The 17527-nt window shown below is 71.4% G+C and carries 14 protein-coding genes; 5 read left to right on the forward strand and 9 right to left on the reverse strand.

The genetic code is table 11. The features are described 5' to 3' along the window. Positions 1 to 26: 26 nt before the first annotated feature. The 4 genes from lnt to IT184_06265 form a co-directional block, all read right to left on the reverse strand. Positions 27 to 1469, reverse strand: a complete 1443-nt coding sequence (gene lnt / locus IT184_06250; protein ID MCC7008399.1) for an apolipoprotein N-acyltransferase — start codon at positions 1467 to 1469, stop codon at positions 27 to 29. A gap of 95 nt (positions 1470 to 1564) precedes the next feature. After that, complete coding sequence (locus IT184_06255) at positions 1565 to 2227, reverse strand: SPOR domain-containing protein (protein ID MCC7008400.1); 663 nt, start codon at positions 2225 to 2227, stop codon at positions 1565 to 1567. A gap of 25 nt (positions 2228 to 2252) precedes the next feature. Beyond that, positions 2253 to 3869, reverse strand: a complete 1617-nt coding sequence (locus IT184_06260; GenBank protein MCC7008401.1) for a tetratricopeptide repeat protein — start codon at positions 3867 to 3869, stop codon at positions 2253 to 2255. Positions 3870 to 3887: 18 nt separating this feature from the next. Further along, positions 3888 to 4490 (reverse strand): hypothetical protein, encoded by a 603-nt coding sequence (locus tag IT184_06265; GenBank protein ID MCC7008402.1) that lies wholly within the window; start codon positions 4488 to 4490, stop codon positions 3888 to 3890. A gap of 9 nt (positions 4491 to 4499) precedes the next feature. Between IT184_06265 and IT184_06270 the strand changes: the two genes are divergently transcribed. Genes IT184_06270 through IT184_06280 form a run of 3 tightly spaced genes read left to right on the forward strand, consistent with a single transcriptional unit; the run spans position 4500 to position 7860 of the window. Beyond that, positions 4500 to 5099 carry a molybdenum cofactor guanylyltransferase gene (locus IT184_06270; protein MCC7008403.1) on the forward strand — a complete coding sequence of 200 codons (600 nt, stop codon included), beginning with the start codon at positions 4500 to 4502 and terminating at the stop codon, positions 5097 to 5099. Further along, entirely contained in the window at positions 5096 to 7096 is a 2001-nt protein-coding gene (locus tag IT184_06275) for an arginine--tRNA ligase (protein ID MCC7008404.1), read from the forward strand. Before IT184_06270 ends, IT184_06275 begins: the two co-directional genes overlap by 4 nt. After that, positions 7093 to 7860, forward strand: coding sequence for a gamma-glutamyl-gamma-aminobutyrate hydrolase family protein (locus IT184_06280; GenBank protein ID MCC7008405.1), 768 nt, complete (start codon positions 7093 to 7095; stop codon positions 7858 to 7860). The genes IT184_06275 and IT184_06280 overlap by 4 nt, the downstream gene beginning before the upstream one ends. Here the strand turns inward: IT184_06280 and IT184_06285 are convergent. The 3 genes from IT184_06285 to IT184_06295 are packed head-to-tail and all read right to left on the reverse strand — an operon-like array spanning position 7784 to position 12016. Next, entirely contained in the window at positions 7784 to 9001 is a 1218-nt protein-coding gene (locus IT184_06285) for a cation:dicarboxylase symporter family transporter (protein MCC7008406.1), read from the reverse strand. The genes IT184_06280 and IT184_06285 overlap by 77 nt on opposite strands. Continuing rightward, a complete protein-coding gene (gene ggt / locus IT184_06290) occupies positions 8998 to 10638 on the reverse strand; it encodes a gamma-glutamyltransferase (protein ID MCC7008407.1) in 1641 nt (546 codons plus the stop codon). The genes IT184_06285 and ggt overlap by 4 nt, the downstream gene beginning before the upstream one ends. Before the next feature lie 49 nt (positions 10639 to 10687). After that, the gene (locus tag IT184_06295) at positions 10688 to 12016 is read right to left on the reverse strand and encodes a dipeptidase (protein MCC7008408.1); all 1329 of its coding nucleotides are present in this window, start codon (positions 12014 to 12016) and stop codon (positions 10688 to 10690) included. Positions 12017 to 12308: 292 nt separating this feature from the next. Between IT184_06295 and IT184_06300 the strand changes: the two genes are divergently transcribed. Beyond that, positions 12309 to 13181, forward strand: a complete 873-nt coding sequence (locus IT184_06300) for an SDR family oxidoreductase (protein MCC7008409.1) — start codon at positions 12309 to 12311, stop codon at positions 13179 to 13181. Between the two features lie 106 nt (positions 13182 to 13287). Here the strand turns inward: IT184_06300 and ysxC are convergent, their stop codons facing one another. Beyond that, positions 13288 to 13923 (reverse strand): ribosome biogenesis GTP-binding protein YsxC, encoded by a 636-nt coding sequence (ysxC, locus tag IT184_06305; protein MCC7008410.1) that lies wholly within the window; start codon positions 13921 to 13923, stop codon positions 13288 to 13290. A 23-nt stretch (positions 13924 to 13946) separates the two neighbouring features. Continuing rightward, positions 13947 to 15992 carry a M3 family metallopeptidase gene (locus tag IT184_06310; protein MCC7008411.1) on the reverse strand — a complete coding sequence of 682 codons (2046 nt, stop codon included), beginning with the start codon at positions 15990 to 15992 and terminating at the stop codon, positions 13947 to 13949. Positions 15993 to 16289: 297 nt separating this feature from the next. On the opposite strand from IT184_06310, the gene IT184_06315 reads away from it, so the two are divergent. Then, the gene (locus tag IT184_06315) at positions 16290 to 17525 is read left to right on the forward strand and encodes a class I SAM-dependent methyltransferase (protein MCC7008412.1); all 1236 of its coding nucleotides are present in this window, start codon (positions 16290 to 16292) and stop codon (positions 17523 to 17525) included. The last annotated feature ends 2 nt before the right edge of the window (positions 17526 to 17527 follow it).

The following is a 17527-nucleotide window of genomic DNA, read 5'->3' on the forward strand; positions in this document are numbered from 1 at the left end:
CTCGTCCAAGGTCATGGCGTTTCAGCTTACAGGAGCGCGGCGCGCGGCGACAGCCCGCCGGCGGCGCGGCCGCGACCAGCGACGATCGACGCAACGGACACGGCGAGCGCAATCCACACGACGACGTCGCCGAAGCGGCTGTAGATCGTGCGCGCGTCGATCAGCCGGACGTCCACCGTCACGGCCGCCGGAACGAAGAGATCGGTGCGCGCCAGCACGCGCCCGTAGGGGTCCACCGCACCCGTGATGCCGGTGTTGGCCGCGCGGACGACGTAGCGGCCCTGCTCGATGGCGCGCATCGCGCCCTGGTTGAAGTGCTGATAGGCCGCCGAGGAGCGGCCGAACCACGCGTCGTTGGTGATCGTCGCGAGCAGCTCGCTGCCCGCCGCCACGAACTGCCGCGCCACGCCCGGATACACCGACTCGTAGCAGATGGCGACGCTGAGACGCCGGCCCGCCGAGTCGAACACGACCGCCGACTCCCCCGCCGAGAAGTCGCTCACGGCCTCCACGAGCGGCCCGACGAAGAACAGCAACTGCTTGAGCGGCACGTACTCGCCGAACGGCACGAGCTGCATCTTGCGATAGCTGCCGTGCGAGCGGCCGTCGGGGCCGAGCAGCACGGCCGAGTTGAAGTAACGATCCGGCGAATCGCCCGACCGCGGTGTGAACTCGTCGGTGCCGATGAGGAACGGCGTCTTCGTCTCGACGGCCAGCTGCCGGATCGGCGCCGACAGCACATCGCTCAGATCGAAGTAGAAGGGCGTCGACGCCTCGGGCCAGATCACGAGCGCCGCGCCGGCCGCAATCGTCGCGCGGCTCAGATCGAGGTAGCGCTGGACGATCTCGTCGCGGAACTTCGGGTCGTACTTGCGCTCCTGCGCCACCGATCCCTGCACGAGGCCCACCCGCAGCGGCCGGCCCACCGTCGTCCACGTCTCGGTGCGGATGCGTGCGGCGCCGGCGGCCACCGCCAGCACCAGCCCGATCGCGACGGCCGCCGCGGCGCGGCGATGCACGCGCTCGCGGCTCACGGCCACGGCCGCGGCCGCCGTGCTGACGAACGCGATCATCAGCGACACGCCGTAGACGCCGACGACGCTCGCGGCCTGGGCCACGGGCAGGACGGGCGTTTGCGACGTCCCGAGGAGCACCCAGGGAAATCCGCCGCCGACGGTCGATCGCGCCCACTCGGTCGCGACCCAGAACCACGGCGCCCACCACAGCCCGGCCGTCCCCCAGCGCTGCACGGCAGCGCGCAGCAGCAGGGCGAACAGCCCGGCGTAGAGCGAGAGATACGCCGCGAGCAACCCGCCGATCGCCACAGAGACGATCGTCGGCAGGCCGCCGTAGCCCTCCATGACCTGGACGACCCAGTAGAGCGTGCCGGAGTAGAAGACCATGCCGGCCGCGACGCCGAGCAGAAAGACGCGCACCGCGGAGTGCGGCGCCTGCCGTGCGGTGAGCACGACAGCGACGATGAGCGGCGCCAGCGCGACCCAGGCGAACGCAGGTGCACCGAATTTTGGAAAGCTGATCGCGAGAAGCGCCCCGGAGAGGAGTGCTAGGGCTGTACTGACGGTTTGAACCCTTCTTCCTTGCTGAGCCGTGCCGCCATCCGGTTGGCGTCGGCGCGATCGGCGAACGGCCCGATCCGCACGCGATACAACCCGGCCATCGCGGCGACGGCCGCGTTGCTGTAGCCCTTCGAGCGAAGCTGCGCCGCCTGGCGATCGGCGTTCTCGCGCGATCGGAAGGAGTTGACCTGCACGTACCAGCCGCCGCTGGCCGGTGGCGGCGTCGATTCCTTCGCGGCGGTCGAGGGCGCGGGCGTGGCCGGCTGCGCCGTCGGCGTGGCGGGCGGTTCGGCCGCCGGCTTCACGGCCGTCGACGCCGGCGCTGCCGTCGACGTGGGCGCGGACGACGTGCCCCGAGGCTCGACACCCGCGGCGGACGGCGGAGCCCCCGTTCCCTGCAACTGATCGTGATACTGGAGATCCGCGGGCGTCGTCTCGGTGGCGGGCGGCATCTCGACGGACGCGCCAGGCGACTGGCTGAGCGCGACCTCGGTCGGCGATGCCGCGGCGTCGGCGGACGCCGTCCGCACGCCGCGCCCGACCGAGACGCCCAGCAGGAAGATGGCGACCGCCACCACGACGGACGCCATGAACAGGAACACGAGCTGTTTGCCGCCGAGCTGGATCTCGCGGACCGGCTGATCCGACATGGCTCGCGCAGATGTTAACACGGCGTCATCCGCCGATTCGCTCGAGGAGTGCTCTCGCGGCGGCGGATCCGGGCGAGAGCACGAGCGCCCGATCGGCCGCCTTGCGCGCCGCCTCCTTCTCGCCTGCGTCGAAGAGCGCCTCGCCGAGCGCCACGTGCGCTTCCGCAGACTCGCGCGCCCAGACGGCCACTTTGAACTCGTCGATCGCGTCGGACACCTGGCCGGCGCGCCGGTAGAGCTGGCCGAGCAGCAGGTGCGGCTCGTCCTGATAGGGCGCGAGGTAGATCGCGCGGCGGAGCTCGGCCATCGCCCGCCGATCGTCCTTCTGCGCGATCAACGTCTTCGCGCGCGCGAGGAGGAATGCCGCGGTCTCCTGCTGATCGCGTTGGGCCGGCGCGGCGGCCGCGACGGCGCGCGACGGCTTCACGTCGAGCTGATCGATCAATCGCTCCAGGTTGCGCGGGATGCGAGGCGAAGGCGGTCCAGCCGCGACCGGCTCGGTGGCCCCGAGCACGCGCGCGAGCTCCAGTTCGCGCTGGGCCTCGGCCTGCCGGCCGTTCGCCGCCAGCACCGCGCTCATCACCACGTGCGCATCGCCGTCGGCCGCGTCGAAGCGCACGGCTTCGCGCAGCCACGCGAGCGCCTCCGTCGCGTTGCCGGCGAGCGCGAACGCATACCCGAGGTTGAAGAGGTACGCCGTGTTGTCGGACTCCTGGTCGACGGCGCGCTTGAAGTAGGCGCTCGCTGGCGTGGATCCGGCGGGCGCCCCGCGACGAAGCTGCACGATGCCGAGCGCGTTCGCGATCGCGGCGCTTCCTCGCTGCGCGGCGAGCGTCGACAGTTCCTGGTACGCGCCGTCGAGCCTCTTGAGCGCGACCAGCGACAGCGCCACGCCGAACCGCGCCTTCCGGCCGAACGACGACGTTGCCGGCACGGCGTTGGCCACGGCGAGCGCCTTCTCGTGAAGCTCCTGCACGGTGTAGACGTTCCAGAGCGCCAGCAGCACGCGGGGGTCGCCAGGCGCCAGCCGCAGGGCCGTCTCGAGGAACCGCTGCTGCGCGGCGGGCGTGGCCGCCACGAGCCCTTTGACGTAGTTCTCGAACGCTTCGAGCGAGAGCGGCGACAGGTCGGAGGGCGAGGCCGGCAGCGGCCGGAGCGCGGCGGTCTCTGCGACGCGATCCGCCACGCGCCGGAACAGCGTGAAGATCTCGGCGAGCGGCGCGCTGTCGCTCGCCGGCAGCCGCTCCTGCCCGGCCGCCAGATCCACGACGCGGGCGCGGACGCCGAGCGTCTGGCCAAGGCGCACGTCCCCGAACAGCACGTGCGAGGCCCCCATCAGCTCCGCGGCGCGGATCATCGTCGCGCGCGTCAGCGCCGGCGACATCGGCAACTGCAGGCGATCGAAGCCGGCGACGCGTTCATCGCGCGTCAAGGTCCCGATGCCGCGCCGCGCGAGCTGTTCCTCCAGCAGGAGCGCCGAGGCTTCGCCGAGCCAGAACGCCGTGCCGGCGCCGCCGGGCGCGTCGGGCGACACCTCCACGGCAAACGGCATGACGAGCACGCGCGAGCTCTGCGCGAGGGCGGCGCGCGGTGCGGCCAGGAGCACGATCGCGATCAGGAACGTCAGGACCCGTCGAGCCATCACCCGCACAGACGATCGTCAGGCCGCCGCGGCCGTCTCCGAGATGGCGGACCGGTCCAGGTCGAGCGACACGACGCAGGTGCTGCCCTGCACGGCGTGGCAGCGGTCGAGCCGCGCGCCGACGGGATCGAAGGCGAACTGCCGTAGGGTCTCGACGGCGAGCGACAGGTAGAACGCGCAGAGCGGCGCGGGCTGCACGCCGCGCACGTCGCAGAACATCGACGCCGTCACCTCCAGGCTCGCGCGCGTGCCGCTGACGGTCACCGATGCCCGGCTCGTCCGATCGAGCGTGTGGACGACGGACGCGGCGAGCCGCAGCGCCAGCCGGAGCCGCAACGGCCGCGGCAGCCAATCGATCGCGCGGCGGCGGAACGGCGCGAGCGAGCTCACGGTCCAGGCCGCCGCACACTCGCCGGCGCGCCGCATGACCTGGTCGTAGCCGGCGCCTTCGGTGCGCAGGAATCCGATGACGGCCAGCATCGGCGCGGCGCCGATCGTGCCGTCGCGCAGCCCCTCGGACGTCAGCCAGTGCTCGTAGAACTCGAGCCGGTCCGGGAGCCGTTCGGTGATCGCCTGATGAAGGCACGCGGCCAGAAGGCGACCGATTCGGACGTCTGTCATGATCGCCCCATGTCCGGTACCGGCACGACCTCTGCGGCCATCCTCGCGGGCGGGCACGCCCGCCGCTTCGACGGCCGCGACAAGAGCCGCCTCGTCGTCGAGGGGCACCCCATCATCGTTCGACAACTGCGCGTCCTGCAACCGCTGGCTGACGAAATCTTCGTCGTCGCGCCCGATCCGGCGCGCTTCGCCGATCTTGGTCTGAAGGTGTACGCGGACCGCCGGCCGGGCCTCGGCGCGATCGGCGGCATCGAGACGGCATTGGCCACAGCCGGCGGCGATCGCGTGCTCGTGCTGGCCTGCGATCTGCCGTTCGTCACGGAGGCGTTGCTCGCCGAGCTCGTGGCGCGCGCGGCCGACGGAGACGGCGCGTGGGTCCGCGGCGCTCGCGGGATCGAGCCGCTGATCGCGTGCTATCGCCGGAGCGCGCTCGCGGCCGTCGACGCCGCGATCGACGCTGGCCGGCTGGCGGCTCGCGGGCTCGCCGACGTCCTCCGCATGCGCGAGATCGGCCCGGCCGAGCTGGACGCCTTCGGCGGCGAGGTCCTGCTGCTCGCGAACGTCAACACGCCCGCCGACTACGCGCGAGTACAATACGGCGGCCGATGATTCTGCCCGTCCATGCGGCCGTCCGCGCCGCCCTGACCCAAGCTCTGCACCAGACGTTCTCGCTCGCGCCGGCCGACCTGCCGGCGATCGTCATCGAGACGCCGCCGCGTCGCGCCCTCGGCGATCTGGCCGTGCCGATCGCCTTCGAGCTGGCTCGCCGACTGCGAAAGGCGCCGCGCGCGATCGCGCAGGAGATCGCCGGCGCGCTCGGCCCGATTGCCGGCGTCGCGCGCGTCGAGGCCGCACCGAACGGCTATCTCAACTTCTACCTCGAGCGCGCGGGCACGATCGCGCGGTGGCTCGCGCCGGCCGATGCCGCGCCCGTCGCAACCGGCGGCAAGATCATCGTCGAGCACACGGCCATCAACCCGAACAAGGCCGCGCACATCGGCCACCTCCGCAACGCGGCGCTGGGCGACACGCTCGTCCGGCTGCTGCGGTTCCAGGGCCGGCCGGTCGAAGTGCAGAACTACATCGACGACACCGGCGTGCAGGTCGCCGACGTGGTGGTCGGCTTCTCGTCCCTCGAGGGACGGGACGTCGCGGGCGTCAGGGCGCTCATCGCCGATCCCGCCGTCCGCTTCGACTACTACTGCTGGGATCTGTACGCGCGCGTCACCGAGTGGTACGCGCAGGATCGTGCCCACCTCGAGGCGCGGAGCCATGCGCTCCACGCCATCGAGGCGGGCGGCAGTCCGCTCGCCGACATGGCGGCCCTCGTCGCCGATCGCATCGTGCGCGCCCACCTCGACACGATGGCGCGCATGAACGTCGCCTACGATCTGCTCACCTGGGAAGGCGACATCCTGCGGCTGCACTTCTGGACGACGGCGTTCGAACAGCTCAAGGCGACCGGCGCGGTGTACCTGCAGACCGACGGCCGGCTGAAAGGATGCTGGGTGATGCCGATCGAGGACGCCGGCGCGGCGTCGAGCGACGCCGACGAGGCGGACGCGGACGCCGACCAGCGCGAGAAGGTCATCGTGCGATCGAACGGCACCGTGACCTACGTCGGCAAGGACATCGCCAACCAGTTCTGGAAGTTCGGCCTGCTCGGCCAGGACTTCTACTACCGGCCGTTCGAGGAGCGCGACGGCCGCACCATCTGGGCGACGACCTCGACGCCGCGCGATCGCGCCGGCGTGCCGTCGTTCGGCCGCGCGTCGGCGGTCTACAACGTCATCGACACGCGCCAGTCGTACCTGCAGGAGCTGCTCAAGCAGGCGCTCGACACGATCGGCTTCACCGAACAGGCCGCGCGCTCGACCCACTTCTCGTACGAGATGGTCGCGCTCTCCCATGCCACGGCCCGGACGCTCGGCTACGAGGACACCGAGAGCAGCGGCAAGCCGTTCGTCGAGGTCTCGGGGCGCAAGGGCCTCGGCGTCAAGGCCGACGACCTGCTCGACCGGCTCACGGCGCGCGCGACCGAGGAGATCGCGTCCCGCAACCCCGATCTGCCGGCCGACGATCGCGCGCGCGCGGCCGAGGTGATCGCCACCGCGGCGGTCCGCTACTTCCTCGTCAAGTTCACCCGCAACAAGATCATCGCCTTCGACATCGACGAAGCCTTGAGCTTCGAGGGCGAGACCGGCCCGTACATCCAGTACGCGGTCGTCCGGGCGAACAACATCCTGGCCAAGCTCGCCGAGCGCGACGGCATCACCGACGCCGACGTCGTCCGCCGCCTGCCCGATCTCGATCGCGACGCCATCGCGGCGGGCGACGATGCGGACGAACTGTGGAACGTGGTGCTCGAAGCCGGCCGCCTCGACGACACGGTCGACGCCGCGATCCGTTCGCTCGAGCTGTCGCTCGTCGCCAAGTTCGCGTTCGGCGTGGCGCAGGCGTTCAACGCCTTCTACCACCGCCAGCAAATTCTTCGCGAGGAACGGGAGGCGGCACGGCTCTGGCGTGCGGCCGCGGTGCTGTACGTCAAGCGCCAGCTCACCGCCGCGCTCGACGTCATGGGCTGCGGCGTGCCGGTGCGCATGTGACCGGCCGCGCGACAGCCGCGGCCGTCCACGGCCCGCCGGCGCCGGTCATCGCCCTCGCCTGGCCGAAGCACGACTACGTCCGCGCGCTTCAACGCGCCGGGGCGGATCCGCGTCCGCTCGATCCCGCGGTCGATCTGCTGCCCGGCGCGCTCGACGGCTGCGACGGCGTGCTGCTCACCGGCGGCGCCGACGTCGATCCTGCATGCTACGGCGAGCGCGATCGCCATCCCACCGTGCAGGTGGACGAGGCGCGCGACGCGTACGAGATCGCGCTCACTCATGCCGCGCGCGATCGCGGCCTGCCGCTGCTGGCCATCTGCCGCGGTGTGCAGTTGCTCAACGTCGTCGCCGGCGGCACGCTCGTGCAGGACATCCCATCGTCCGGCCTCACGACGCTCGTGCACCGCCGGCCCAAGCCGCCGCGCGTGAAGGCGACGAACCAGCACGCCGTCCGCATCGCCGAGCACACCCGCCTGGCTTCCCTGCTCGGTGCGGCGGCCGACGAAGACGTGCCGGTGAACAGCCGGCACCACCAGTGCATCGCGACGGTCGCACCGGGCTTCGTGGTCTCCGCCGTCGCGCCCGACGGTATCGTCGAGGCGATCGAGACGCCGTCCGGACCGTTCTGTCTCGGCGTGCAGTGGCACCCGGAGAACTACTGGCGCACCGGCAGGTTCGCCGAGTTGTTCACGGGGCTGATCGAGGCGGCGGGTCGAGCGCGGCCGCCAGCGCCATCGCCCCGGTCAAGTTCGCCGTCGTCCTGAACATGTCCGGAATCGTGTCGAGCGCGAGCAGCAGGCCGATGCCTTCGATCGGCACGCCCGCCACGGTGAAGACCGGCGCGAGCGCGATGATGCTGCCGCCCGGAACGCTCGGGACGGCGTAGGTCGCGAGCACGACGGCCGCCACGACCGAGACCATCGCCCACGGCGCGATCGCCACATCGGACAGCCGCGCGACGAAGAGCACGGCGACCGTCTGTTGAATGGCCGCGCCGACGTGGAACACCGAGGCCAGCAGCGGCAGGAGGAACCGCGCGCCCGTCGGGCCCAAGCCGGCGCGCTCCGCGCTCTCGATCATGGCCGGCAGCGCGGCGAGCGACGACCGCGACGCGAAACCGATTGCCTGGCCCGGCGCGCAGTACGCGGCGAACCGCCGAACCGGCATCCGGCTGCCCAGAATGCCGGCCGGGTACAGCAGCACGGCGATTGCCACGATCGTCAGCGCCACCACGAGCCCGACGTAGACGAGGACCGCGCCGGCCGCCGACGCGCCGAGTCGCGCGGCGAGCGGCACCGCCAGCGCGAAGACGCCCGCCGGAGCGACTCGCATGATCCAGCCGACGATGGCCTGCATCGTCGCGGCGACGCCCTCGGCGACGGCGACGAGCGGCCGCCGCACCGGCTCGGCCAGCCGCGCGAGCGCGAGTCCGAACAGCACGGAGAAGACGATGATTGGCAGGACGGCGCCATCCGCCGCGGCCTTCACGACGTTCTGCGGCACGAGGTCCACGATCCATCGGGCGAAGCTCGCGCTCTCCGCCGTGGTTTCGGGCGTGCGGTCCATGGCGAGCAGCGCACGGTCGCCGGGCAAGCGGGAGAAGATCGGTGCGGCCACGAGCGCGCTGAACAGTGCGGCCACCGCCAGCAGCGCCGTCGCGGAGCCGAGCGCGCGGCCGGTCACGCGGCCGAGACGATCGGCCCCGGCGATCGCTCCCAGCGTGGCGATCAGCATCGAGGCGACGAGCGGGATCGCCGTCATCCGGATCAGATTGACGAACAGCGCGCCGATAGGCGTCAGCACTGCCAGAATGGGCGACGTCACGGCGTGCTCGCCGGCCGAGAGAACGCCGCCGAGCAGCAGGCCGAGCGCGAGCCCGACGAGCACGCGAGCCGCGAGCGTCACGGCATCCCCACGCCGCCGTCGGCCTGACGACGATCCAGCCCGCCTTCGAGCACGTCGGCGTTGCGATCGAACACGATCACTTCGGCGGCGCCTTGACGGCCGCCCTGCTCGACCCGATGTCCGCGCGCCTCGAGCAGCGCGACCGTGTCGGGTGACAACGCCCGTGGCTCGTACGTCAGCCGATCGGGAAGCCACTGATGATGGAGGCGTCCGGCGTCGACCGCGTCCTGCGCGTTCATCCCGAAGTCCACCGCGTTCAGGATGGTCAGCAGGACCGTGCTGATGATCGTGCGGCCGCCCGGACTGCCGGTCACCATGAAGAGCGTGCCGTCGCGCGCGAGGATGGTGGGCGTCATGCTGGAGAGCATGCGCTTGCCCGGCGCGGCGAGGTTCGGCGGCGTGCCGATGAGGCCGGCGTCGATGGTCAGGCCCGGCGCCGCGTTGAAGTCGCCCATCTCGTTGTTCAGCAGAAAGCCCGCGCCCGGCACGACGATCCGCGCCCCGTAGGACTGTTCGAGCGTGTAGGTGAGCGCAACGGCATTGCGGCGCGCGTCGACGACCGACAGATGCGTCGTCTCCGAACTGACGGCCGGCCACTCGAAGCTCGACGGCGACGACACGGAGGCACGCAGCGGATCGATGGTGCGCCGCAGGCCGCGCGCGTACTCCTTCGAGACGAGCCGGGCCATCGGCATGACGGGGTTGAACGCGGGGTCGCCGAGCTCGGCGGCGCGGTCGGCGAACGCCCGGCGCATGCTCTCGGCGATCAGATGGACGGCCTGCGCGGAGCCGGCGCCCATCCGCGCGAGGTCGTATCCCTCGAGCACGTTCAGCATCTCGATGATCGCCACGCCGCCGGAGCTCACGGGCGGCATCGTGAGCACGTCGTAGCCGCGGTAGGCGCCGCGAAGCACCGGGCGCACGAGGGCGCGGTACGCTCTCAGGTCGTCCTGCGTGATCAACCCGCCCTGTCGCTGCATTTCCCGCTCGATGAGGCGCGCCGTCTCTCCTTCGTAGAATCCCGCAGGTCCGCGGTCCGCGATGCGCTGCAGCGTCTTCGCGAGGTCGGGCTGAACGAGCACGTCGCCCGGCTCATACGGCACGCCGCGTTTCGAGAACTGCGGGACCGACGCTGGATAGGGCTGCATGTCGTCCAGCACGGCGCGCAGCGACCGGGCGAGATCGATCGAGACGACGAACCCGTCGCGCGCGAGCCGGACGGCGGGCATGACGAGGCGCCGCCAGGCCAGCGTGCCGTGCGCTCGCCAGGCCGCGTGCAGGCCCGCGACCGTGCCGGGCACGCCGACCGCGAGGTGGCTCCAGTGATGGCGGCGCTCGTCGTACACGCCGTCCCGCAGAAACATCGTCGGCGTCGCGCTCGACGGCGCGACCTCCCGGAAGTCGTAGGCCGCCGGTTCGCCCCGCGCCGGACGGAAGAGCAGGAACCCGCCGCCGCCGATGTTGCCGGCCGCCGGATGGACGACTGCCAGCGCGAACGCCGTCGCGACCGCGGCGTCCACGGCGTTGCCGCCGTCCCGAAGGACGCCGGCGCCGATGGCGGACGCTGCCGCGTTGGCCGAGATCACCATGCCGCGCGACGCGCGGAACGGCACCGACGCGCCGCGCGCCGGTGGCATCGCCAGCGCGACGAGCGCGATGACCCCGGGCGTCAAGAAACGTCGCACGTCACCGCTCCGACGACCGCCGGCCGATCGCGTCGACGTCCGCCATGACGCGAAGCACGTTGCCGCCGAGGATCTTGCGAATCGCCTCCGGCGCGTAGCCACGGCGCAGCAGCGCATCGGTGAGGCGCGGAAGCTTCGTCACGTCCTCCATGCCCAATGGGGTCGTCGCGCCGTCGAAATCCGATCCGATGCCGACGTGGTCGATGCCGGCGGTTTTGACGATGTGGTCGAGGTGATCGACGATGGCGGTCCAGGAGACCGGCGGCAAGGCGCCGGCCGCCATCAGCTCGTGGATCATCTGGTTGGCGCCGACGAGGCTGCAGGCCTCGTCGGCACCGCATCGCTGCGCGAGGTCGCGAACCCGGCTCGCCACGGCCGGCGGCATCGCGGCGAAGGCCTGCCGGTAGCGCTCGTCCAGGAACGTCACGACGAAGTCGACCATCACGACACCGCCATTCTTCGCCACGGCCCGCAGCATGTCGTCGGTCATGTTGCGCGCGTGGTTCACGAGGGCGCGGGCCGACGAATGCGAGGCGAGCACCGGCGCCTGCGTCGTCGCGATGACGTCGTAGAACGTCTCGTCCGAGACGTGCGAGACGTCGACCATCACGCCGAGCCGATTCAACTCCCGCACGACGTCGCGTCCGAACGGCGTCAAGCCGCGCGGCGCGGCGTCGCCCGACGAGCCGGCCCACGGCGTGCCGGCCGAGTGCGTGAGCGTCAGGTAGCGGACGCCCAGCGCGGCGAACGTGCGAAGCAGGCCGAGATCGCCGTCGATCATGTGCCCGCCCTCGAGCCCCAGCAGGACGGCGATCTTCCCGCGTCGCACGGCCTCGCGCACGCCGGCCGCCGACGTGGCGAGCTCGAGATCGCGGGCGTGCGTCCGGACGGTCTCGCGCGTCCGGTCGACGAGCGCCAGCGCGCGGCGCACCGCATCCGGCGCCGGCACGCTCGCCGGCACCCAGATCGAGAAGAACGCGGCGTCCAGCCCGCCGTCGCGCATCCGGGGAATGTCCAGATGGCCGTCGGCGTGGCGCACGCCGAGATCGAACGCCGCGTCGAACAGCAGACGTTGCGTCGTGTCGACGTGGGTATCGACGACGATCGCCTCCCTGTGGAGGCGCCACGCGTCGGCGCTGACGTCGAGCGCGGCTGCCGGCGACGGCCGGTCGGCACGCTCGGGCACCGCGACGGCCGCGGCCGCCGGCGCGCGCGAGGCGCACGCACCGATGGCGCCAAGCGTCAAAGCCGGCGCCAGCCAGGCGATCGGCCGCAACCACCACGTGGAGCGGCCGACGGGACGCGGACGAACCCGCGCGAACAGCGTCATGACGGCCGCGCGATTATAGGCCGGCCACGGCAGGGCGCCGCGTGCGGGTGGCCGACACGCGTCGCCTGCGACCAGAGTCGCGGAAGAGCAGCGGCACGAGCGCGGCCCCAGCCGCGGTCATCATGCGCGTACGCCGAGGCATCGAGATCAAACGTCCGCACGCCAACCGGTGCGTCGTCGCCGGTCGCCAACGCGTGGGTGCGCTCGAGCGACGATGCTGTCGACGACCGCCACGTTCAGCGTCAGACGTCCGCGCGCATGGCTGCAGCCGCGCGAATGCTATGCTCGCGCCGTGTCTGCCTCGCCGGCGGTGAACGAGCGCCCGAGCGCGCTCGTCACCGGTGCGAATACCGGGATCGGCCTCGCCACCGCGCGCCAACTCGCTGCCTCGGGATTCCGCGTGCTCATCACCGGCCGGCACGCCGAGTCGATCGAGCGCGCCGCTGCCGACGTGCGCCGCGCGACCCGCAACCCGGACGTCGACCCGCTCGTGCTCGATCTCGGCAACGCCGAGTCGATTCGAGCGTGCGCCACGGCCGTGGTCGCGCGAGCCTCCTCGCTGCACGTGCTGATCAACAACGCGGGCACCGTGCCACACCGCGGCGAGCGGACGGCGTCGGGTTTCGAGCAGGCATTCGGCGTGAACCACGTCGGCCATTTCCTGCTCACGGCGCTGCTCGTCGATTTCCTCCGTGCGTCCGCGCCCTCCCGCGTCGTCACCGTCGCGAGCCATGCGCACTACGGCGTGCGCGGCTTCGACTGGTCGGCCGTGCGGCTGCCCACACGCTCGCGGCTCGGATACCGCGAGTACGCCGCGTCGAAGCTCGCGAACGTGCTGTTCAGCGTCGAACTGGGCCGGCGGCTCGGCGGCACGGGCGTCACGACGTACGCCGTCCATCCCGGCGTGGTCGCGTCCGATCTGTGGCGCGGCGTCTACTGGCCGGTACGCAAGCTGATCACGTGGCCGATGATCAGCTCGGACCGCGGCGCCGACACCTCGGTGTACTGCGCCACGGCGCCGGCGCTCGCCAGGGAGACGGGCTTGTACTACGACAAGCGGGCGCCGAAGTCGCCGAGCCGTGCCGCCGCGGACCCATCGCTCGCGCGCGAGCTTTGGGCGCGGACCGAGGCATGGATTCAGAGCTCCAGCAACTCTGAGTTTTGAGTGCGGGCGTTGAGTGGCGAGCCTCGAGCAGCACCGTATCGAGATGGGCTCGGAATCACGACCCACAACTCAGAAATACGACAAGCACGTCGCCGTCGAGCGCCCGTCACGTCCGTGCGGCCGCTGCGATGAGCTTCCACAGTTCGTCGAGCCCCTCTCCCGTGACCGACGAGACAGGAACGGGCGCGAGGCCGATCGCGCGCTCGATCTGCTGCAAGTGCCGGGTGCGCTCCGCTCGCGACAGCTTGTCGACCTTCGTGGCCACCACCGCGACCGGGCCAGCGGCGCCGGCCAGCCAGCCATAGGCGTCGAGATCCGAACGCAGTCCTGGATGGCGCGCATCCACCAGGAGGAAGACGACGCCGGGACAACGCCGCGGATCGGTGTGCCTGACCCGCCAGCCACGAAAGAACGCGTCCGCGACGGCCGCCAGCTCACCGGCCGCATCGTCGCCGCCACGCGCGTAGCCGTAGCCAGGGAGATCGACGAGGTACGTCGACCAGCGTCCCGGACCTCCCGGACCGCCCTCGAGGACGAGATGGTACGTGTTGGCCGTACGAGTCTTGCCGGGCGCCGCGCTCGTCCGCGCGATCTTCCGTCGCGCGAGCGCGTTCAGCAGGCTGGACTTGCCGACGTTCGACCGCCCGACGAAGGCGATCTGTGCCGGCTCATCGCGAATGCCGCGTACTGTCGACCGATCGGCCCCCGCGGTGGCGACGAGCTCGGCGCTGAGGATCTTCACGCCCGCATCGTATCGCGGCCCGATCAAGGAATCGGGAAGCCGCGCTCCTCGAACAGGGCGGCGACGTCGGGATCCCGTCCAAGGAACGCGCGGTAGGCCTCGGCGCGATCGGTGGCGTTGCCGTTCGACAGCAGGTGCTCGCGCATCCGGCCGAGCAGCGCCTCGTCCCACGGACCACCGGGTGCGGTCTCGAACGCGCGCCACGTGTCGGCAGCCATCACGTCGGACCAAAGATAGCTGTAGTAGCCGGCCGAGTAGCTGTCGCTGCCGAACAGATGATCGAAGTGCGGCAGCCGGTGGCGCAGCGCGATCTCGCGCGGCATGCCGAGCCTAGCGAGCGCGTCTCGCTCGAAGCTCGGCGGATCGGCCACCCCGTCGGGCCGCGTGTGGAGGTCCATGTCGACGATGGCGGCGGCCAGGTACTCGATCGTGGCGTAGCCCTGGTTGAACTTGCCGGCGCGCGCGATCTTCTCGACGAGCGCGTCGGGCATCGGATCCCCCGTGCGGCAGTGCCGCGCGAAGCGGTCGAGCACGTCGCGCGTCAGCACCCAGTGCTCGTTGATCTGCGACGGGAACTCGACGAAATCACGCGGCGTCGTGCCGAGGCTGGGATAGCGCACGTCCTGCAGCAACGAGTGCAGCGCGTGCCCGAACTCGTGGAACAGCGTCCGGACGTCGTCGAGCGAGAGCAGCGTCGGCTCCCCGGCCGGCGCCTTGACGAAGTTGTTGTTGTTCGAGACGAGCGGCGCCACCGGACCGTCGAGCCGATGCTGCTCGCGGTACTCGGACGCCCAGGCGCCGGATCGCTTGCCCGGCCGGGCGAAGTTGTCGAGATAGAACACGCCACGATGCGCGCCGGTCTCCGCGTCGCGGACCTCCCACACGCGGACCTCCGGATGGAACACCGGCACCTGGCCCGTGATCTCGGCGAAGACGAGGCCGTACCGCCGCTCGGCGGACCACAATGCCGCCGCGACCATCTGATCCAGCTCGAAGTACGGCGTGATCGCCGCCTGGTCCAGGGCGTAGCGAGATTGCCGTACTTTCTCGGCGAAGTGGAGGTAGTCCCACGGCTCGAGCGGCAGCGGCGCGCCTTCGTCCTGCGCCACCGCCGTCATGTCGGCCAGCTCCTCGTGCACGCGCCGCACCGCCGCCGGCCAGACGCGCATCATCAGCGCGCGCGCGGCATCGGGCGTCCGGGCCATCGTATCGGCCATCCGCCAGTGCGCGTGCGACGCGAAGCCGAGCAGCCGGGCCCGGTGGGCGCGCAGGCGGACGATGCGGGCGATCGTCGCGTTCGTGTCGTACGCATTGCCGGTGTCGCCGCGCTGCTTGAACGCGCGCCAGACCTGCGCTCGCAGATCGCGTCGCGTCGAGGCGGTCAGAAACGGGTCGACGCTCGATCGCGTGTTGACGACCACCCACCGCCCGTCCAGCCCGCGGTCGGCGGCCGCGGCCGCCAGCGTCTCGACGAACGCCTCCGGCAGACCGGCCAGATCGTCGCGCGAGCCCAGCACGGTCCAACTGTTCTCGTCCGCCAGAACGTGCTGGCGGAAGGTCGAGAACAGGCTCGCAAGCTCCTGGTTGATCGCGGCGAGCTGCGCCTTCTCCGCCGAGCCGAGCCGCGCGCCGTGGCGTACGAACACGTCGTGCAGCCAGGCGGCCACTCGGCGCTGATCCTGCGCGAGGCCGGCCTCGTTCGCCGCGCGGTGCACGGCGTCGATGCGCGCGAAGAGCGCGGCGTTCAACAGAATCGCGTCGGCAGCGGCCGCGAGCTTCGGCTGCCACTCGCGCTCGATCGCCTGGATCGCCTCGTCGGTGACGCTCTCGCGCGCCACCGAGAACATGCGCTCGACGCGGTCGCGCGTGCGCCCGCTGCGCTCGAGCGCCGCGATCGTGTTGTCGAACGAGGCGGGCGCGGGGTTCGAGACGATCGCATCGATCTCCGCCCGCTCCTCGACCAGCGCCGCGCCGAGCGCCGCCGGAAAATCCTCGGCCTGCATGCGATCCCACGGCGGCACCCCGCCGTACGGGCCGGCCCACGGCGCGAGCAGCGGATTGGCGGTCACGAGCGGCTCCTGTCGTTACACACGGCGATCCTTTCGGCGCGTTAGTGGCGAGATCCGGCCGCACCGGCGGCCCCCACACATCCTAGCCGGACTGCAGCGGCCTTACGTGAGGACGGCGTCCGGTTACCCAGCAGGTAAGCGGCGCGCCGCGCCGGGCCGTTTCCGACGCGATCTCAGTGGCACGCCTGTTGCCGCATCTGCACGCGAATGCGCAGCCGGCACGACGGACGTCACCTCTTCGGCTCCGGCGCGCGAGGCTTCTTCGCGCGGCGCGCGCGCCTTCTTCTCATGACGACGATGACGGGCGTCGCCGGGGCGGCACTGCTCGGCCAGGCGTTCTGGCCGGCCTCGCCAGGCGACGCATCGAAGGCCATCACTCCCTTCGCCGAGGCTGAACCGGTCTTCCGCGCGCTGGGAACGCCGCTGCCATTCGCATTCGCAGGCGAGCCCGGTCCGGTAGCGGATGCGCGCTGGGCCACCTGGGTGGCCGCGCGCGACGCCGAGATTCGCGCACGTGGCGCGCGCCACGAGCCTGACGCGATCCTGAGCCTCGGCTTCTCCGGAACGTCGTTCGCCGCCGCGCGAACTGCGGCATCCTCACGTTCGACGGGCGCACCTCCAGCCGCCGCGACAGCCTTTCCGCCGCTCCTCTCGGCCTACGTGGTCGAGCGCGCGTTGAACGATCTCGTGATGCACCGCCTCGTCGATCGCCAGAGCATCCGCCGCGTCGCGGTCGTCGGGCCGGGCCTCGAGTTCCGGGATGACGGTCATGCGCGCGACTTCTATCCCGAGCAGACCCTCCAACCGTTCACGCTGGCGGATTCGCTGGTGCGTGTCGGCTTGGCACATCCAGATCGGCTGGAGTTGACGATCTACGACGTCGACCCGCGCGTGCTGGATCACGTGGCGGCGGTGCAGGCCGTCGTACAGCGGGGCGCCTCCTATCGGCTGCACCTCCCGCTTCCTCCGGACACACCGTCGCACGCCTGGCAACCCGGCCTCGTCGCCTATTGGCAACGCGCCGGCAACTGGATCGGCGCCGACGTGGCGCCCGGGCGTCCGCCGGACGGCATGGACGGCCTCCGTGCCCGTGCCGTTCGCGTCACCCCAGCCATCGTCCAGTCGCTTCGAGCCGCGGACCTGAACGTCGTGCTCGAACGTCCCTCGAGCGGCGCATCGGATGCATCATTCAATCTCGTCGTCGCCACGAACGCGTTCGCGTCCTTCGCGCCGATAGAACAAGCCTTGGCGCTCGCGAACATCCATTCGATGCTGCGCCCAGGCGGGCTGCTGCTCGCGGCCGCGTTGGCCCCTGGCGTTCCCATCGACCACTGGTCGCCAGCCTTCGCCGTCCATGTCGTCTTCGATCACCAGCAGAGTGGCGATACCGTGTGCTGGCTCACGGCACAGCCGGCGCGACACGCCATCGACCAGAGTGAGCACGAAGGCGTCAGATCGGACGACAACGGCGCTCGAGACTTTCCACCGCGTGGTTCGTCCCTACACGACCGCACCACGATCAGAGGAGGCTGAGG

This window comes from Acidobacteriota bacterium, assembly GCA_020853395.1.
GTDB lineage: Bacteria > Acidobacteriota > Vicinamibacteria > Vicinamibacterales > SCN-69-37 > JADYYY01.